16 protein-coding genes are annotated in these 16,785 nt (G+C 76.3%); 8 read left to right on the forward strand and 8 right to left on the reverse strand.

Going from position 1 to position 16,785, the window contains the following annotated elements; all coding sequences use genetic code 11:
• Window positions 1-26 precede the first annotated feature (26 nt).
• From NF338_RS17585 to NF338_RS17595, 3 genes are all read left to right on the forward strand, one after another.
• A complete protein-coding gene (locus tag NF338_RS17585; protein ID WP_087471286.1) occupies window positions 27-488 on the forward strand; it encodes a MaoC family dehydratase N-terminal domain-containing protein in 462 nt (153 codons plus the stop codon).
• Window positions 485-919: a MaoC family dehydratase gene (locus NF338_RS17590; protein ID WP_087471287.1), complete on the forward strand. Its 435-nt coding sequence runs from the start codon at window positions 485-487 to the stop codon at window positions 917-919. Before NF338_RS17585 ends, NF338_RS17590 begins: the two co-directional genes overlap by 4 nt.
• 237 nt (window positions 920-1,156) lie before the next feature.
• Window positions 1,157-2,692, forward strand: coding sequence for a Tat pathway signal sequence domain protein (locus NF338_RS17595; protein ID WP_264031971.1), 1,536 nt, complete (start codon window positions 1,157-1,159; stop codon window positions 2,690-2,692).
• Window positions 2,693-2,711: 19 nt separating this feature from the next.
• Here NF338_RS17595 and NF338_RS17600 read toward each other — a convergent pair whose 3' ends face one another.
• Window positions 2,712-3,851, reverse strand: coding sequence for a LacI family DNA-binding transcriptional regulator (locus NF338_RS17600; RefSeq protein WP_264031972.1), 1,140 nt, complete (start codon window positions 3,849-3,851; stop codon window positions 2,712-2,714).
• Between the two features lie 72 nt (window positions 3,852-3,923).
• Between NF338_RS17600 and NF338_RS17605 the strand changes: the two genes are divergently transcribed.
• From NF338_RS17605 to NF338_RS17615, 3 genes are all read left to right on the forward strand, one after another.
• Window positions 3,924-5,570: an MFS transporter gene (locus tag NF338_RS17605; RefSeq protein WP_264031973.1), complete on the forward strand. Its 1,647-nt coding sequence runs from the start codon at window positions 3,924-3,926 to the stop codon at window positions 5,568-5,570.
• On the forward strand, window positions 5,567-6,874 hold the full coding sequence (locus tag NF338_RS17610) for an MFS transporter (protein WP_264031974.1): 1,308 nt from the start codon (window positions 5,567-5,569) through the stop codon (window positions 6,872-6,874). Before NF338_RS17605 ends, NF338_RS17610 begins: the two co-directional genes overlap by 4 nt.
• Window positions 6,875-7,091: 217 nt before the next feature.
• Complete coding sequence (locus NF338_RS17615; protein ID WP_412847227.1) at window positions 7,092-8,336, forward strand: UDP-N-acetylmuramate dehydrogenase; 1,245 nt, start codon at window positions 7,092-7,094, stop codon at window positions 8,334-8,336.
• 80 nt (window positions 8,337-8,416) lie between these two features.
• On the opposite strand, the gene NF338_RS17620 is transcribed toward NF338_RS17615, so the two are convergent.
• From NF338_RS17620 to NF338_RS17630, 3 genes are all read right to left on the reverse strand, one after another.
• Window positions 8,417-9,421, reverse strand: a complete 1,005-nt coding sequence (locus NF338_RS17620; protein WP_264031975.1) for a L,D-transpeptidase family protein — start codon at window positions 9,419-9,421, stop codon at window positions 8,417-8,419.
• Window positions 9,422-9,550: 129 nt separating this feature from the next.
• Complete coding sequence (locus NF338_RS17625; RefSeq protein ID WP_264031976.1) at window positions 9,551-9,952, reverse strand: GntR family transcriptional regulator; 402 nt, start codon at window positions 9,950-9,952, stop codon at window positions 9,551-9,553.
• Complete coding sequence (locus NF338_RS17630) at window positions 9,939-10,913, reverse strand: hypothetical protein (RefSeq protein WP_264031977.1); 975 nt, start codon at window positions 10,911-10,913, stop codon at window positions 9,939-9,941. The genes NF338_RS17625 and NF338_RS17630 overlap by 14 nt, the downstream gene beginning before the upstream one ends.
• A gap of 128 nt (window positions 10,914-11,041) precedes the next feature.
• Here NF338_RS17630 and NF338_RS17635 point away from each other — a divergent pair, with 128 nt between their 5' ends.
• Together NF338_RS17635 and NF338_RS17640 are read left to right on the forward strand one after the other, a co-directional pair.
• Window positions 11,042-12,400: an aminoglycoside phosphotransferase family protein gene (locus tag NF338_RS17635; protein ID WP_264031978.1), complete on the forward strand. Its 1,359-nt coding sequence runs from the start codon at window positions 11,042-11,044 to the stop codon at window positions 12,398-12,400.
• A gap of 64 nt (window positions 12,401-12,464) precedes the next feature.
• The gene (locus NF338_RS17640) at window positions 12,465-12,869 is read left to right on the forward strand and encodes a hypothetical protein (RefSeq protein ID WP_264031979.1); all 405 of its coding nucleotides are present in this window, start codon (window positions 12,465-12,467) and stop codon (window positions 12,867-12,869) included.
• A gap of 137 nt (window positions 12,870-13,006) precedes the next feature.
• Here NF338_RS17640 and NF338_RS17645 read toward each other — a convergent pair whose 3' ends face one another.
• From NF338_RS17645 to NF338_RS17660, 4 genes are read right to left on the reverse strand one after another with little or no spacing between them, the layout of a single operon-like run.
• Window positions 13,007-13,675 (reverse strand): response regulator transcription factor, encoded by a 669-nt coding sequence (locus NF338_RS17645; RefSeq protein ID WP_264031980.1) that lies wholly within the window; start codon window positions 13,673-13,675, stop codon window positions 13,007-13,009.
• Window positions 13,672-15,369 carry a sensor histidine kinase gene (locus tag NF338_RS17650; protein WP_264031981.1) on the reverse strand — a complete coding sequence of 566 codons (1,698 nt, stop codon included), beginning with the start codon at window positions 15,367-15,369 and terminating at the stop codon, window positions 13,672-13,674. The genes NF338_RS17645 and NF338_RS17650 overlap by 4 nt, the downstream gene beginning before the upstream one ends.
• Window positions 15,366-15,677, reverse strand: a complete 312-nt coding sequence (locus tag NF338_RS17655; protein ID WP_264031982.1) for a hypothetical protein — start codon at window positions 15,675-15,677, stop codon at window positions 15,366-15,368. Before NF338_RS17655 ends, NF338_RS17650 begins: the two co-directional genes overlap by 4 nt.
• Before the next feature lie 51 nt (window positions 15,678-15,728).
• Window positions 15,729-16,748: an adenosine deaminase gene (locus NF338_RS17660; RefSeq protein ID WP_264031983.1), complete on the reverse strand. Its 1,020-nt coding sequence runs from the start codon at window positions 16,746-16,748 to the stop codon at window positions 15,729-15,731.
• Between the last annotated feature and the right edge of the window lie 37 nt (window positions 16,749-16,785).

The raw sequence follows: 16,785 nt of genomic DNA on the forward strand, positions 1-16,785 counted from the left end.
CTCCGGCTCCGCGCCCGCGCACCGCAGTGAGCGTCAACCTGGCCTACGTCGGCCGCGAGTACCCCGCCAACGCGCCGTACTCGGTGGGACGCGAGAAGCTGCGGGAGTTCTCGGGCGCCGTCGGCGCCACCCACCCCGTGCACCACGACCTCGTGGCGGCGCGGGGTGCGGGCTATCCGGACCTCGTCGCACCTCCGACCTTCGCGGTCGTCGTCGCCCAGCGGGCGGAGGGGCAGCTCATCGAGGACCCGGAGGCGGGCATCGACTTCTCGCGCGTCGTCCACGCGGACGAGCGCTTCACGCACCACCGGCCGATCGTCGCGGGCGACGAGCTCGTGACCGTGCTGCACGTGGACTCGATCACCGAGCGAGCCGGCCTCGCCATGGTCACCACGCGCTGCGAGATCGCCGCGCTCCTGCCCGACGGCGGCACCGAGCCGGTCTCGACCGTCACCTCCACCCTCGCCGTCCGCGGGGAGGGCGCATGAGCACCGACGTCACCCGCCCCGTCCTCGCGGACCTCTCCGTCGGCGACGTGATCGGCACGCGCACGGTCGAGGTCGACCGTGCGCGCCTCGTCCGCTACGCCGGCGCGAGCGGCGACTTCAACCCGATCCACTGGAACGACGCCTTCGCGGCCGAGGTCGGCCTGCCGGGCGTCATCGCGCACGGCATGTTCACCATGGGCGCCGCCGTCGCGCTGGTCGAGGACTGGGCCGGGGACCCGGGCGCCGTCGTCGACTACCAGACGCGCTTCACCCGCCCCGTGCCGGTGCCGAACCCCGGTGTCGCGACGCTCGAGGTCACCGGGACCGTCGGGGCGGTCGACGCCGACGCCGGCACGGTCCGCGTCGACCTCACGGTCACGTTCGACGGCGCGCGCGTGCTCGGCAAGACGCAGGCGGTCGTCCGCGTCTGATCCGCGGTCGCCCCGGGGCGACCACGCGCTCCTGACGCCACGAGGGCGCCGCACCCGACCGGGTGCGGCGCCCTCGTCGTCGCGCCCGAGACTCGACGGTTCCGCGGAGTCGGCTCGGCCGCGCGCCGGGACGGCCGCACGAGATTCGACATCGTTCGCCACGGCACGCCCTCTTTCGCCATGGGAACGCTCCCACTACCGTGGGTCGCGCCCCTCACGACGTCGAAGGAGACGCTCATGACCCAGCACGGTGGCCTTCCGGCACCCCAGGACCCTCGCGATCTCGACCCCACGCCCGCGCCTCCGCGGGGGCTCGACCGACGCGCCGTCCTCGCGCTCGGTGGCGCGCTCGCGCTCGCCGGGCTCACGGCGACCCCGGCGGCAGCCGGACCGGGCGCGACCCTCCCTGCAGCGGCGGGCGCCGTCGGGCAGACGGCCGGTGGCCCGGCGCGGGGCCGCACGGCGTCGGTCCAGCGCGCCCACGGCTTCCTCGCCGCGGCGACCGACGCCTACCCCGACGTCAACCCCGGCCCGCGGCTCGCGCAGTCGTACGCCGACCAGCTCGGCCTGTTCTCCACGGCGTTCGTCTACGACAACGCCCTCGCGATCCTCGCGACGCTCACGGCCGGCCGGCGACACCTCGACCGCGCCCGGGCGCTCGGCGACGGGCTCGTGTTCGCGCTCGAGAACGACCCCGACCACGCCGACGGCCGCCTGCGCCAGGCGTACAACGTCGGGCCCTACACCTTCTACGACGGCACGCCGCAGGAGCACGGACTGGTGCTGCCCGACGGCACGGCGAACGTCGGGTGGCAGTTCGGCTTCCTCGGGACGGCGGTGGGGGACATGGCGTGGCCGGGCATCGCCCTGCTGCACCTGCACGCGGTGACGCGCGAGCGGCGATACCGGGACGCCGCGCTGCGGATCGGCGAGTGGATCGTCGCGAACACGTGGTCGCAGGCTCCGCTCGGCGGGTTCTCGTTCGGCGTGGACGGCGCGAACGTCCCGATCCCCAACGGCTCGACGGAGCACAACATCGACTGCGTCGCGTTCTTCCGCCAGCTCGGGTCCGTGACGCGCGACCGGCGCTGGGACCGTGCCGCCGAGCACGCGCGCGCGTTCGTCGACCGCATGTGGGAGCCCGGCGGCGGCTACCTCTACACCGGCACGAACGACGGCACCGAGATCAACCGGGACCCGCTCCCGCTCGACCCGCAGACGTGGGGCTGGCTCGCCCTGCGCGAGCGGGGCTACGCCCGCGCGCTCGACTGGGCGGACGACGCGCTGGCGGCGCGCGACGTCGCAGGCGAGGGCGTGTCGCAGCTCCCCGTCGGGACGGTCGTCGAAGGGGTGACGTTCTCGAGCGCGAGCCTGACGTCGGCCGCGTCGTACAACGGGCTGCCCGTGCACCAGCAGGGCGTGTGGCTGGAGGGGACGGCGCAGCTCGCGTCGGCCCTCGCGGACCGCGGGGCACGCGGGCGCGGTGGCCGCGACGACCGGCGGCGGGGTCGCCGCGGCTGCGAGCGGGACGACGACCGGGTCCGCGCCGAAGGCCTGCTGCGCGAGGTGCAGGGCGTGCAGGAGAGCGTCGGGGCCGGTCAGACGATCGGCGGCGCCGCGCTGCCGGAGCGCGGGGGCGTCGTCGCCGCGTCGAGCCTGCTCGACTCGGGGTTCGGGTTCGGGTACTTCCAGGTCCAGCACGTCGGGGCGACGTCCTGGTACCTCATGGCGGCCGCGCGGGCGAACCCGCTCCAGCCCGGCCGGCTCGGCTGACCGGTCCGAGCGGCCGGTGTCAGGTGGTGGGGGCGGGGCCTGTCGTCGTCCCCACCACCAGCTCGACGTCGAGCTCGACCGTCGTCGGGGCCTCGCCCGCGAGCTGGCGGATCACGGCGAGACCGAGCTCGGACCCCTTGCGGGCGAGCGGCTGGTGGACGCTCGTGAGGACGTCCGGGGCGAGCCAGGGCAGGTCCAGCCCGTCGAACCCGGCGACCGAGACGTCGTCGGGCACGCGCAGGCCGAGCTCGCGCGCGGCGAGGAGCGCGCCCGCGGCGAGCAGGTCGGAGTGGGCGATGACGGCGGTCGGGCGCGTCGCGGGGTCGGCGGCCGCGGTCGTCCCGTCCGCGGCGGTGCTGCCCAGCAGGGCGAGCGTGGCGGAGCGGCCGTGCTCGACGAGCGACGCCTCGGTCTCCCAGCTCGCGACCGGTTCGACGACGTCGCGCACGCCCGCGAGCCGGTTGGCCGTCGGCGTGCGGTCCACCTGGGCGAGCCGCCACGCGTCGATCGGCCCGCTCCGGTCGGAGCTGTCGAGGGGGAGCGAGACCTCCGCGATGCGCGTGTGGCCGAGGTCGACGAGGTGGCGCACGGCGTCGGCGGTCCCGACCCGGTCGCGGATGGCGACGAGCGGGGTGCCCTCGACCGGGCGTCCCTCGCCGATGACCACCGGCACGCCGCGGCGCTGCAGCGCGGCGAGCGTCGCGTCGTCGGACCCCACGCCCCACACGAGGACGGCGACGTCCATGGCCGCGCTCTCGACGAGCGGGTCGACGGCGCGGGCCGGGTCGTCGGACGGGATGCCGGGGATGAGGAGCACGCCGAGGCCGTTCTCGCCGAGCGTCGAGACCAGGCCGTCGAGCACCTGCACGGCGACGGGGTCGCGGAACGCGCGGCGGAGCTGGTCGCCGACGACGACGCCCACGACGCCCGACCGCCCCGACCGGAGCTGGCGGCCGAGCGGGTTGGGGCCCGTGTACCCGAGCTCCTTCGCCGCGTCGAGCACGCGCGCCCGGGTCTCCGGGGTGATCGGTCCCGCGCCGGAGAAGGCGAGCGACGCCGTCGAGACGGAGACGCCCGCTCGCTCGGCGACCTTGGCGAGCGTGGGGCGGTGGGCCGACGGTGCGGCCGCGGGCTCCCGGTTCCCGGGGGTGTCGCTCATCACGCTCCCTGCCTCCCGCGCGCGCGGGATTCTCGATTGACGCGCGGCCAGCGTACCCGCACACTGGTGACCATGCCTCGAATCGATTCGAAGCGCACCCTCGTCCGTCGGATCGAATCGATTCGAGGAGGTGCTGCGCAGTCACCGACCGACCTCCTGTCCGACCCCCGCGCCCTGACCCGGGCGCGCTGGGTCCTGCTGGGCGTGTTCGCGCTCAACGGCGTCATGATGTCGAGCTGGCTCGCGCGCATCCCCTCGGTGCGCGACGCGCTCGGGCTCACCCCCGCCGACCTCGGCGTCGTGCTGCTCGCGGGCGCCGTCGGTGCCCTCGCGACGGTCACCGCCGCCGGTCCCTTCGTCACGCGCTTCGGCGGGCGCGTCGCCTTCGCCGTCTCCGCGGTCCTGTTCGGCGTCGCGTTCCTGCTGCTCGGACTCGGCCCCGCGACCGGCTCCGTCCCCCTGCTCGCCGCGGGCATCTTCGTCAACGGCATGGCCTTCTCGCTCGGCAACGTCCCGATGAACGTCGAGAGCGCAGGCATCGAACGGCGGGTCGGGCGCACGATCCTGCCCCAGTTCCACGCCGCGTTCTCCATCGGTGCCGTCATCGGCTCGCTCGTCGGCGCCGCGTGCGCCCACGCGCAGGTGCCGGTGCTCGTCCAGTTCGTCGCGACGGGCACGGTCGCCATGGTCTGGCGCCTCGCCGCGATCCCCGCGACGGTGCACGACACGCTCCCGACGCGCGCACCGGCGGACGCTCCTGCTCCGGTCGACGCGCTCGGCGACGCGGTCGTCGACGTCGAGACAGCCGGGCTCCGCGCGCGCCTCGCCCGCCGCGGCGCCCGGCTCGGGGCGGCGCTCTCGGCCTGGCGCGAGCCGCGCACGCTGCTCATCGGCCTCGTCATCCTCTCCGCCGCGCTGTCCGAGGGGTCCGCCAACGACTGGCTCTCGCTCGCCGTCGTCGACGGGTTCGCCCAGACGGAGGCCGTCGGCGCCGTCGTGTTCGGCACGTTCGTCGCGGCCATGACGGTCATGCGCCTGGCAGGCACGCGCCTCATCGACCGCTTCGGCCGCGTGACCGTGCTCCGCGCCTCGGGCGTGGCGTCGATCGCCGGGCTGCTCCTCTTCGGGTTCGCGCCGACGCTCCAGCTCGCCGGGGTCGGGGTCGTGCTCTGGGGCTTCGGCGCGGCGCTCGCCGTGCCCGTCGGCATCGCCGCGGCGTCCGACGAGCCGCTGCGAGCCGCGAGCCGCGTGTCCGTCGTCTCCGCCTTCGCGTCGATGGCGTCGCTCGCCGCTCCGCCCCTGCTCGGGCTCGCCGCCGAGGCCATGGGCGCGCGCCACGCGCTCGTGCTCATCGTCGCCGCGATGGTCCTCAGCGTCCTCCTCGCGCGCCAGGTCACGCCCCTGCGCACCCCCGCGGCGCTCAGCGCACGGACGTCCCGCCCGGGGGCGGGCACGGACGACGGCGTACCGTCCGGGGTGGAGGATGGCCCCGAGGCCGACGCTGCGGTCGCCGCGGACGTCCCCGACCGGACGGGCGACCCCGGCCGGGACGACGCAGCCGGCGCCGTCCCGGGCGAGGCCGACGACGCACGCCGTCCCCGCCGGTCCCGCCAGCCCCGGGCGACGTCCCGCACCGGGACGTCCGGCACCGCCCACCGTGCCTCCGCACGCCGTCCCCGAACCCGCCCGTCGCACCGCCGCGAGGAGACCTCCGCATGACCACCGCCCGTCCCGACCGTCGCGTCGTCGCGCTCGCCACCTGGGCCGTGTTCGCGGTCTTCTTCCTCAACGGCTTCAACTTCGCGACCTGGGCGTCCCGCCTGCCCGCGGTCCGGGACTCGCTCGGCTTCACCGAGGCGCAGATGGGCCTCCTGCTGCTCTTCATGGCCGTCGGGTCGCTCCTCGCGCTGCCCCTCTCCGGCATGGTCGTCCAGCGGCTCGGCGCGTCGAAGGCCGTCACGCTGTTCGCCGTGACGAACGTCGTCGGCCTCGTCACGGCCGTCACGGGCGTGGCGACGGGGGAGGACGTCGTCGTGCGCGCCGGGCTCTTCCTCGCCGGCATCGGCACGGGCGTGTGGGACGCCGCGATGAACCTCGAGGGGGCCGCCGTCGAGCAGCGGCTCGGCAAGGCGATCATGCCCCGCTTCCACGCGGGCTTCTCGTTCGGCACCATGGCCGGCGCGGGCGTCGGAGCGCTCATGGCCGCGCTGCACGTCCCGGTCCAGGTGCACCTCACGGCCGCGGTCGTGCTGAGCCTCCTCGGCGTGCTGTGGTCCGTGCGGTTCTTCCTGCCCGCAGGGCAGGTGGAGCACGTCGTCGACGCGGCCCAGGACGCTGCCGGGTCGGACCCCGCCGCCGCGGCCGGGAGCGGCGCACCCCTCACCGCGTCGGAGAACGCGCGCGGCGCGCTCAGCGCGTGGACCGAGCCCCGCACGCTCCTCATCGGGCTGGTGGTCCTCGCCGCCGCGCTCACGGAGGGCGCCGCGAACGACTGGGTCAGCCTCGCCGTCGTCGACGGCTTCGAGACGTCCGACGCGATGGGCGCCGTCGGCCTCGCCGTGTTCCTCACGGCCATGACCGGGATGCGCCTCCTCGGCACGGGCCTGCTCGACCGCTACGGCCGCGTCACCGTGCTCCGGCTCGGCGCGGCGCTGGCGCTCGTCGGCCTGCTCCTCTTCACGCTCTCGCCGAGCATCTGGCTCGCGCTGCTCGGCGTGGTCGCGTGGGGCATGGGCGCGGCGCTCGGCTTCCCCGTCGGGATGAGCGCGGCCTCCGACGACCCCGCGCGCGCCGCCGTGCGCGTGAGCGTCGTCGCGACCATCGGCTACTCCGCGTTCTTCATGGGACCGCCCCTCATCGGGTTCCTCGCCGAGCACGTCGGCTACCGCGCCGCGCTCCTCGTGATCGCCGTGCCCGTGGTCGTCGGCCTGCTGGTCGTCGGCGCCACCCGCCCCCTCCCCACCGCCGCGGGCTCCGCAGGCCAGCAGGCCGCCCGGAGCGCCGAGGAGACCCGCGACCACTGACCCGCCCCCGCGCGAGGCAGGACCGCCGAGCAGGTGGTTCGGGCTGGTCCCGGGAGTCTGACGAGCCGTGGTCGCCTGCTCGGCGTGCCGGGACCACCTGGTCGGCCGGCCGCCGGGCCGAGGCCGAGCGTGGGAACGGTGACGGCGGCGGGGCGGGACGGGGGCGAACTACGCTGGGGCGGTGACGTGCGAACCCCTCACCCCCGTCGACCGTGACCTGCCCGAGATCGTCCGGACCGCGCCCGGGCTGCGGCCCGACGCCGTCGGCGCGCCCTCGTTGGCGGAGCTGACCACGCTGCGCGTGGGCGGTCCGGCGGACCGGTACGTCGAGGCGCACAGCGAGGCCGAGCTGCTGGAGACGGTGCGCGCCGCGGACGACGCGGGGGAGCCGCTCCTCGTGATCGGCGGCGGCTCGAACCTGCTCGTCGGCGACGAGGGGTTCGGCGGGGTCGTCGTGCGCGACCTGCGGCGCGGGATCACCGTGGACGCCGAGGACTCGTGCGGCGGCGCGAGCTTCCACGCCCCGGCGGGCCAGGACTGGGACGAGCTGGTCGCGCGCGCGGTCGCGGAGGAGTGGGTGGGCGTCGAGGCGCTCTCGGGCATCCCGGGCACGGTCGGTGCCGCGCCCGTCCAGAACATCGGCGCCTACGGCCAAGAGGTCGCGGGGGTGATCTCGACCGTGCGGGTGTGGGACCGCCGGCGGTCGCGCGTGCGCACCCTGGCGCTGGGCGAGCTCGCGTTCGGGTACCGCACGTCGCTGCTGAAGCGCAGCATGCACGCCGCGGTGAGCGGTGACGGCGAGGCGGACGGCCCCTGGTACCCGTCGCCGCGGTACGTCGTGCTCGACGTCGGCTTCCAGTCCCGGCTCGGCTCGCTGTCCGCCCCGGTCGCCTACCCGGAGCTCGCCCGCACGCTCGGTGTGCAGGTCGGCGACCGGGCTCCGAGCGCGGACGTGCGCGACGCCGTCCTCGTGCTCCGGGCGCGCAAGGGCATGCTGCTCGACGGCGTCGGTCCGGACGTCGCGCCCGTGGCGGCGGGGGACGCCGCGCCGGGGGAGAAGGGCCCGGACCACGACCGCTGGAGCGCGGGGTCGTTCTTCACGAACCCCGTCGTCCCGGCGGAGCAGGCCGACCTGCTCCCGGCAGAGGCCCCGCGCTACCCGGTGCGCTCGGCGACGCCGTCCCGCACGACGGGCCCGAGCCTCGGGGAGATCGACCCGACGCTCGTCAAGACGTCGGCGGCGTGGCTCATCGAGCACGCGGGCTTCACCAAGGGCTTCGGCGTCCACGGCCCGTCGAGTCTCGCGCGGCTGTCGACGAAGCACACCCTGGCGCTCACCAACCGGGGCGGCGCGAGCGCGGAGGACCTGGTCGAGCTCGCGCGCGCGGTCCGTGACGGCGTGCTCGACGCGTTCGGCGTCGAGCTCGTCCCCGAACCGGTCCTCGTCGGCGTCTCCCTCTGACCGACCCACCGGTTGTGGGCATGGAATGGGCCCGGTTCCGAGGCGGGAACCGGGCCCATTCCATGCCCACAACCCGTGGGTCAGTAGACGAGGACCGGGGTGCCCGGGTCGGCGTGCCAGGTGTCCCAGAGCCAGTTCATCGCCGAGTTCGCGACGCGGACGCACCCGTGGGACGCGGGCCACGGCGGGATCGAGCCCGAGCCGTGCACGGCGATGCCGCCGGTGAAGAACTTGGGGCGCCACATGTCGCCGAGCTCGAGGCTCGACGAGTGGTTGCCGTCGACCTGCCGCCCCACGTGGAACTCGCCGCGCGGCGTGCCCGCGCGGTAGGTGCGGCCCTTCGCCTCGTACGACTCCCCGTTGCCCGACGACGCGTTGACGACCGTGACGACCCGGCCGTCCTCGACGGCGAGCAGGAGCTGGCGGTCGAGGTCGATCTCGATGACCTTGCCCGACCCGCTGCGCGGCTGCGGCGTGACGCCCTGGTCGAGCGCGGCCTGCGTCGCGGGGCCCACGACGCCGTCGCGCGAGAGGCCGGCGGCCTTCTGCAGCGCCCACACGGCCTGCTGCGTGCCGCCGCCGAAGTCGCCGTCGGGTGCGCCGATGAAGTAGCCGAGGTCGGCGAGGCGCTGCTGCAGCGCGACGACGCGGTCGCCGGTCGCACCGCGGGCCAGCTCGGCCGGCTCGACGGGTGCGGGCGGCGGCTCGGGGGTCGGTTCCGGTGCGGGCGGGGGCGTGCTCGGCTCGGGGGCAGGGGTCTCGGTGGGCGTCGGCTCGGGCGTCGGCGTCTCCGCCGGCTCGGGCGTGGTCTCCGTCGGGCTCGGGCTCGCCGGCTCCGTCGTCGCGGGCCCGTCCGCGGTGGCCGACGGCGTCCGGCCCGGCTCGAGGTCGGGCAGCCCGGCCTGGCAGCCGGCGAGCGCCAGCGCGGCGACCAGCGTGGAGACGACGGCGAGCGACGCCGCTCGACCGCCGCGCCCGCGTCGTCCCGGTCCGCGCCCCGCGGCCGTGAGAGCGACGCACGCCGCGTCCCCCGCCGTCGTGCGCGTCGCAGCGCCCGTCCGCGCGCCCGCGGAAGCTCCGTCCACCTGTTCCCCCTCACGTGTGCCGCGGCATCCGCCGCGGAGCACCATCATGCGCCCGGTCCGTGCCTCGGACGTCCGTGCTGGGCGCCTGTCGACGGATCGTGACCCGGTCGTGACGCGGAGCCGGGTCGTTCAGCGCCCTGCTTCTCCCGATTCGGGTGGCTCGTGCAGGAGCGCCCCGCGGACGACGTCGAGGATCGCGTCGTCGGACAGGCCGGCGTCGCGTCCGGCGCGGACGAGTTCGTGCGCGGCGTGGCGGGCGGCGACGTCGCTCGGGGAGACGCCGTCGGCCACGACGGTCCCGGCGCGGCGCCGGGTCGTGACGACGCCGGCCGCCTCGAGCTCGCGGTACGCGCGCGCCACGGTCCCGGGTGCGAGCCCGAGGTCCGTGGCGAGGGCGCGGATCGTGGGCAGCCGGTCGCCGACGCGCAGGCGTCCGGCGGCGACGTGCGCGACGACCTGCGACCGGATCTGCTCGTACGGCGCGAGGCCCGACCGCAGGTCGATCTCGACGCGCAGCTCAGAGGACGGCATGGCCGCGCCCCGCCGCGATCGGTGCGCTCGTGCGCTCGTCCGCCCACGCGTCCGGGTCCGGGGCGGGCCGCACGACGACCGCGATCGCCGCCAGCGCGAGCGCGACCGCGACGACCACGAGGACGACGGCGCCCGGGTAGCCCGCCCGGGCCGCGGCGTTCGCTCCGACGCCGAGCATCCCGGCGGCCGTGAGCCCGAGCGCGAGCTGCGTGCCGCGCAGGACGCGGTGCGCCGACGCGCGGCGCAGCCCGACGTCCCACGTCTCCTCGACCTGTGCGACGGCGGGCCGTCGCGCGACGAGCCGCAGGACGCCCTCGGCGCCCGCGACGAGCAGCACGGCCGCGAGCGCGAGCCACGCACCGTAGAACGCGCCGGGGTAGGGGCTCGCGGTCGAGGCCGTGTCGCCCAGGACGCGGGTCACCGACCGCCCGTCGTCGCCGGCCGTGAGCGCCCCGACGGCCGCGAGCAGCACGACGAGCGCCCCGAGCGACCAGGCGAGGCGACGCAGGCCGTGCGGCGCGACGTCGGCGACGGTCCGGGGTCGCAACGTGGCCGCGCGGACCGAGGTCCGCTGGCGCGGCCAGGTACGTTCCCCGACGGCGTGCGCGCCGAGGAACGTCAGCCCGACGACCGCGGGGGAGAGGCCCACGAGCACGCCCTCGGTGAGGCCCCCGACGGAGGTCGCGGCGGCCTGGGTGACGACCGCGCCGGCGATGAGCGCGGCCGTCATCGCGGCGACGCTCACGGTCGTCGCGTGCCGCCGGGCTGCGCGGCGCACCGGGTCCTCCGTGGCGAGCCCGTGGAGCGACGGCGCGCGTGTGCGCGTCGCGGCCCGCACGGCGAGCACCACCGCGACGCCGAGCGCCACCAGGAGGGCGAGGGCGGCGCCGGTCCACGCGAGGTCGTACGTCGCGGGGAGGAAGAGGTCGACGCCCTGCGGCTCGTCCGATGTTTGTATCAACACATCAGTACATTGACACGCGGTCCTCGGCCCCGTCAAGACCCCCGCTCCCCGAACCGGCCGCCGGGATGAGAGCTCTCTCATCCCGGTCTCACCCGAGACCCACGCGAGCGAGGTTGCCTGGCACCATGACGCTCGCCCCACCCGTGCCCGACCAGCGTGCCTGGCTCGACCTGCTCACCGCCCCCGAGGCGGGGGAGCTGCTCGCCGTGGCGCTGGGTGCCGACGGCGCGAGTCTCGACACGTGGCGCGTCCATCAGGTGCACGCGCGCCCGGGCGCGGAGGTCACGGTCGGCTACGACGTCGTCGCGCGCCGGGCGCTCGCGGCCGGCCACGGCGAGAGCGTCGCCTCGGCGGACGCCGCCGAGTACCTGCTCGTCACGACGGCGCCCCTGTCGCCGGACGCGGTCGGGGCAGGGGTGGTCCGCCTCGCGGACGGTCCGCGCGTCGTGCACGTGTGGCGGCACCCCGCCGACCCGCTGCTGCCCGGTCTCGCGGCGGCGTGCGACGCGGTCGAGCTCACGCGCCGCCTCGCAGAGGCGGGGGCGCTCGCGGACGGCGAGGCCGTGGAGTCGGTGACGATGGTCGCCTACCGCCCGCTGCGGCGCGCGGTGCTGCGCGCGCGGACGTCCGCGCGCACGGTCTACGTCAAGGTCGTTCGGCCCGACCGGGCGCGCTCGCTCGTCCGTCGGCACGACCTCTTCCGGTCCACCACCGTGGACGCCCCGCGCTGCCTGGCGTGGCACGACGACGGCGTGGTCGTCCTCGAGGAGGCGCACGGCCCGTCGCTCGCGGAGCACCTCGCGGCGCTCGGCCCGGACGGCCAGCCCACCGCGATCGACCCGCGCGAGCTCCTGCGCGCGCTCGACGCCCTTCCGGCCCGCGCGACGACGCTGCGCCGCCGCCCCGCGTGGTCCGAGCGCGTCGAGCACTACGCGGCGTCGGCGCTCGCGGTGCACGGACTGGACCCGGCCCGCACGGACCGCGTCGCCCGGGCGGTCCGGACGGCCGTCGCGACGCGCGACCCCGGGCCGGTCGTCGCGACCCACGGCGACTTCTACGAGGCGAACGTCCTGCTCGACCTGGCGGCTCCCGGCGACCCCGCCGCGCCGGGTGGCGCACGCGTCGGCGTCCTGCTCGACGTCGACACGCTCGGCCCCGGGCACCGCGTGGACGACCTCGCGTGCCTCGTCGCGCACCTCGCCGTGCTCCCGTCGCTCGCCCCCGCGGTGTACGGGGGCGTGGGGGCGCTCGTCGACCGGTGCCTGGCCGTGTTCGACGAGCGCGTCGACCCTGCGGCCCTGCGGGCGCGCGCGGCCGGCGTCGTGCTGTCCCTCACGACCGGTGCGGCGTCGCGCGACCTCGCCGACGCGTGGCTGCGGGTCGCGGAGGGGCTGCTGGACGCGGCCCCCGGGACGGTCGCCGCCGAGCCCGCCCCCGTTCCTGAGAGCACTCTCATCGGCGCCTCCTCGGCATCTCACGCGTGACCGAGAGGCTCGGAGCATGCACGGCCGAGGGGTCGTGCGCACCATCGGACGAAGGAGAAGGATCATGAAGGCACGCAGCGCATGGATCGTCACCGGGGCGCTCGGCGCGGTCGGTCTCGGAGCGACGGTGGCGACCGCCCAGGGCGCGTTCGACGCCCCCGAGCCGGCGACCGTCTCGCCGTCGGTCCAGGTGGGCACGTCGTCGAGCACGCCGACCGACGCGCCCGCCACGTCCGCGACGCCCAGCCCGACCGACGTCCAGAACGGGACGTCGATCACGACCGTCACGGCGAACACGTCCGCCTCCCCGAACACCGCGGGCTCGGCGAACACGTCCGGCTCAGCCGTGACGAGCCAGACCCCGAACACGCCCAACACCCCGCCCACGGCGAACACGGCGAACACGCCGCAGACGCCGAACACCCCGCCCAGCCCGGTCACGCCGCCGTCGCCGCAGTCGGCCGACTGACCTCGGCGCCCGACGGGCTGCCGCGCCGCACCCGGGTCTGCCGGTCGCGAGGGGCCACCTCGCGACCCGCGGGCCCGGGTTCGTCGCGCCGGGGGAGCGTCCGCGCCCGAGGGTCCGGCAGGTAGCGGTCCGGCCGGTCAGCGGGCGGCGTCGGCGAGCCGGTAGCCCATGCCGCGCACGGTGACGAAGTGCTCGGCCCCGAGCTTGTTGCGCAGGTAGCGCACGTACACGTCGACGACGTTCGACCCGGGGTCGAAGTCGTACCCCCACACGCGCGACAGGAGCTGCTCGCGGCTCAGCACCTGGCCGGGGTTGCGCAAGAACGCCTCGGCGAGGGCGAACTCGCGCGCCGAGAGGTCGACCTCGCGCTCGGCGGTGCGTGCTCGCCGCGTACGCAGGTCGAGGCTGAGCGCGCCGTGCGTGAGCACGGTGACCTCTCCGGCGGGCTCGGTACGCAGGCGCAGCCGGATGCGCGCGAGAAGCTCCTCGAACCGGAACGGCTTGGCCATGTAGTCGTCGGCACCGCCCTCGAGCCCGGCGACCGTGTCCGTGACCGACGTGCGCGCGGTGAGGATGATGACGGGGATCGCGTTGCCCGTCTCCCGCAGGCGGCGCAGCACGGTGAAGCCGTCCTGGTCGGGGAGGCCCAGGTCGAGCACGAGCAGCGAGAAGTCGCCGGTGCTGGCGAGGTCGAACGCCTCCCGCCCCGTCGCGACGGTCGTGCTGGCGTAGCCCGCGGAGCGCAGGCCCTTCGCGACGAACGAGGCGATCCGGGTCTCGTCCTCCGCGACGAGGATCTGGCTCACCGGGTGGTCCTTCCGTCGGGGGTGGGGTGCGTGGGCGGCTTGCCCGGGCCGACCGCGGCCGGTGTGCCCGGCGCGGGCCCCGACGCCCGGGGAGGCGGCGGGGGCAGCGCGGGCGTGACGGCCGACGGCGCGCTGGGCACGGTCGGCGCGGTGGGCGCCACCCGGGTCGGCGCGGACGGCCGTCCCGGTGCGGCGTCGTGCACGCCGGACGGGCCCTCGACCTGGTCGGGGCGTGCGGCGACGACGGGGACGAGCGGGAGGTCGAGCGTGAACGTCGACCCGACGCCGGGCGTCGACGCGACGTGCACCCGGCCGCCGTGCCCTTCCGCGATCGCCGCGACGATCGCGAGCCCCAGCCCCGCGCCTTCCGGGTGCGCCTCACCAGGCGTGGTGGCCTGGGCGAATCGCTCGAAGACGCGTGCCTGCTGCTCGGGGGCGATCCCGACGCCCTCGTCGCGGACCCACACGCGCACGCGTGCGCCGTCGTCGGACACGGCCGAGCCGAGCGCGACGACGGACCCCGGCGCCGAGAACTTCACCGCGTTGGCGGCGAGCTGGAGGAGCGCCTGGGTGAGGCGCTGCGCGTCGGCGCGCACGGCGACGTCGGCCCGGGCGTCGACGAGCCAGCGGCGGTCCCCGAGCGTGCGGACCTTGTCGTGCACGTCGTCGAGGAGGCGGCCGAGCTCCGTGTCGACCGGGCGGACGAAGTCGGGGCGACCGGCCGTCGCGAGCGTCACGAGGTCGTCGACGAGGCGGTTCATGCGGTCGAGCTCGTCGAGCGCGAGGTCGCGCGTCTCGGACGCGTCGGACGCGTCGTGCGGGTCCATGAGCTCGAGGTGCCCGCGCACCACGGTGAGCGGGGTGCGCAGCTCGTGCCCGACGTCGTCGATGAGCCGCCGCTGCGAGTCGAACGCCCCCTCGATCCGGTCGAGCATGCCGTTCACCGTGCGCGACAGGTCCGAGAGGTCGTCGTTGCCGGTCACCGGGATGCGCGCGGACAGGTCCGTCTCGCCGATGTCCTGCGCGGTGCGCGAGAGCGTGCGGATCGGCTGGAGGAGGCGCCCGGCGACGACCCACCCCACGACGCCGATCAGCACGAGGGCGCCGAGCGCCACGACGGCGTAGGTCCGGAAGACCTGCGCGAACTCGGCGTGCTCGGCCGAGCGGTCGTAGGCGAGCACGAGGGCCGCGGGCGCCTGGCCGGCCGCCGCACCCGTGCCGCCGACGGAGCGGACCGGAGCGACGAGGGCGCGGTAGTCGGCCGTCGCGGTCCGCGGTGAGCGCAGCACGACGTCGTCGCCCGCCACGAGCGGCGCGAGCGCGGCGACGAGCTCCGGGTCGTCCTCGAGCCGCAGCCGGACGTCCTGCTGCGAGACGAGCGGCGTGCGGCCCTCCCGGAGCCCGAGGATGCCCTCGTTGTGCGCTGGCACGGTGAGCTGGATGGAGGCGACGACGACGTCCTCCGGCGACGTGAAGGGCTCCCCGGTGACGGGGTTGACGCCCGAGGCCGCGAGCCGCTCCAGCTCGTTCGCACTGCGGGTCAGGCTCTCGTCGATGCGGTCGTCGAGCTGGCCGCGCTGCAGGAACCACGCGGCGCCGCCGGCCAGGAGGAGCGCGAGGGCGGAGAGCCCGAGGAACGCCGCGAGCATGCGCGTGCGGACGGTCAGCCCCGCGCCGCGCGTCCGGCGGCTCACCCGTCGCCCCGGTCGGAGCCGCTGCGGTCGTCGTCGTCGTCATCGTCGTCGTCGCTCGACGGCGGGGCGGGCGTGACGCGGTCGTCGTCGTCATCGTCGTCGTCCCCGTCGTGATCGTCATCGGACGTGGTCGGCGACGGGTCGGGCGTGGTCGTCGGCGTGGTGGGGGTCGCGGGGGCGGGCGTCACGACCACGGCGCCCCCGACCTCACGGTCCTGCGGGCGCGCGGCCAGCGCACCGGCGGCGGCCGCGCCACCGAGGACGAGCACGAGCGCCCCCACGAGCCACGCGACGGTCCGACGAGTCATGAGGCCAGTATCGGAGAGCAGGATGAGACGCACATGAGAAGGTGGCGGCCGTCAGCCCGCCGCGAGCCAGTCGTCGACGCCGGCCAGCAGCCGCTGCTTCGTGCCCGACGACGCGCGGCTCGCCCGGATCGACGACCGCGCCAGCGCGGCGAGCTCGTCGTCGGAGAACCCGTGCTCGTGGCGTGCCGTCTCGTACTGCGCCACGAGGCGGGACCCGAAGAGCAGGGGGTCGTCCGCGCCGAGCGCGACGCGGGCACCGGCGTCGACCAGCGCCCCGAGCGGAACCTGACCGGCGTCCTCGTAGACGCCGAGGGAGACGTTGGACGCGGGGCACACCTCGAGCGCGATCCCGCGGTCCACGACGTCGTCCAGCACGCGCCGGTCCTCCGCCGACCGCACGCCGTGGCCCAGGCGGTCGGGGACGAGCTCGCGCACCACCTCGTGCACGTGCGCCGGCCCCAGCAGCTCGCCCCCGTGCGGCACGGACGCGAGCCCCGCCCGCCGTGCGATGGCGAACGCGCGCGCGAACTCCGCCGTGTCCCCGCGGCGCTCGTCGTTGCTCAGGCCGAACCCCACGACCTCGCCCGCACCCTCGCCCGCGTACTGGGCCGCGAGGCGCGCGAGCGTGCGCGCGTCGAGCGGGTGCCGCATGCGCGACGCCGCGACGACCACCGCGACCTCCGTCCCGGTCGCGGCGCTCGTGGACCGCGCCGCGTCGAGCACGATCTCGACCGCCGGGGTGATGCCGCCGACGAAGGGCGCGTACGACGTCGGGTCCACCTGGATCTCGAGCCGGCCCGACCCCTCCGCGGCGTCGTCCTGCGCGGCCTCCAGCACGATCCGGCGCATGTCGGCCTCGGAGCGCACGCACGCGCGCGCGGCGTCGTACAGGCGCTGGAAGCGGAACCATCCGCGCTCGGTCGGGGGCAGCCGCAGCGGGTCGCCGTCGACGAGCGCGTGGGGCAGGCGCACGCCGTACCGCGCGGCGAGGTCGCGCAGCGTCTCCGGGCGCATCGACCCGGTGAAGTGCAGGTGCAGGTGAGCCTTGGGGAGCGTCGCCAGGTCTCGCACACCGGGAGTCTGTCACGCGGACCCGGCCCGCGCCGTC

Origin of the sequence: Cellulosimicrobium sp. SH8 (assembly GCF_025818875.1) — a bacterium.
Classification (GTDB): domain Bacteria; phylum Actinomycetota; class Actinomycetes; order Actinomycetales; family Cellulomonadaceae; genus Cellulosimicrobium; species Cellulosimicrobium cellulans_D.

Coding starts and splice junctions, on each gene's coding strand:
- NF338_RS17640 (WP_264031979.1), top strand. CDS start 12,465: ATGAAGGCACGCAGCGCATGGATCGTCACCGGGGCGCTCGGCGCGGTC.
- NF338_RS17605 (WP_264031973.1), top strand. CDS start 3,924: ATGCCTCGAATCGATTCGAAGCGCACCCTCGTCCGTCGGATCGAATCG.
- NF338_RS17600 (WP_264031972.1), bottom strand. CDS start 3,851: ATGAGCGACACCCCCGGGAACCGGGAGCCCGCGGCCGCACCGTCGGCC.
- NF338_RS17595 (WP_264031971.1), top strand. CDS start 1,157: ATGACCCAGCACGGTGGCCTTCCGGCACCCCAGGACCCTCGCGATCTC.
- NF338_RS17590 (WP_087471287.1), top strand. CDS start 485: ATGAGCACCGACGTCACCCGCCCCGTCCTCGCGGACCTCTCCGTCGGC.
- NF338_RS17655 (WP_264031982.1), bottom strand. CDS start 15,677: ATGACTCGTCGGACCGTCGCGTGGCTCGTGGGGGCGCTCGTGCTCGTC.
- NF338_RS17625 (WP_264031976.1), bottom strand. CDS start 9,952: ATGCCGTCCTCTGAGCTGCGCGTCGAGATCGACCTGCGGTCGGGCCTC.
- NF338_RS17610 (WP_264031974.1), top strand. CDS start 5,567: ATGACCACCGCCCGTCCCGACCGTCGCGTCGTCGCGCTCGCCACCTGG.
- NF338_RS17635 (WP_264031978.1), top strand. CDS start 11,042: ATGACGCTCGCCCCACCCGTGCCCGACCAGCGTGCCTGGCTCGACCTG.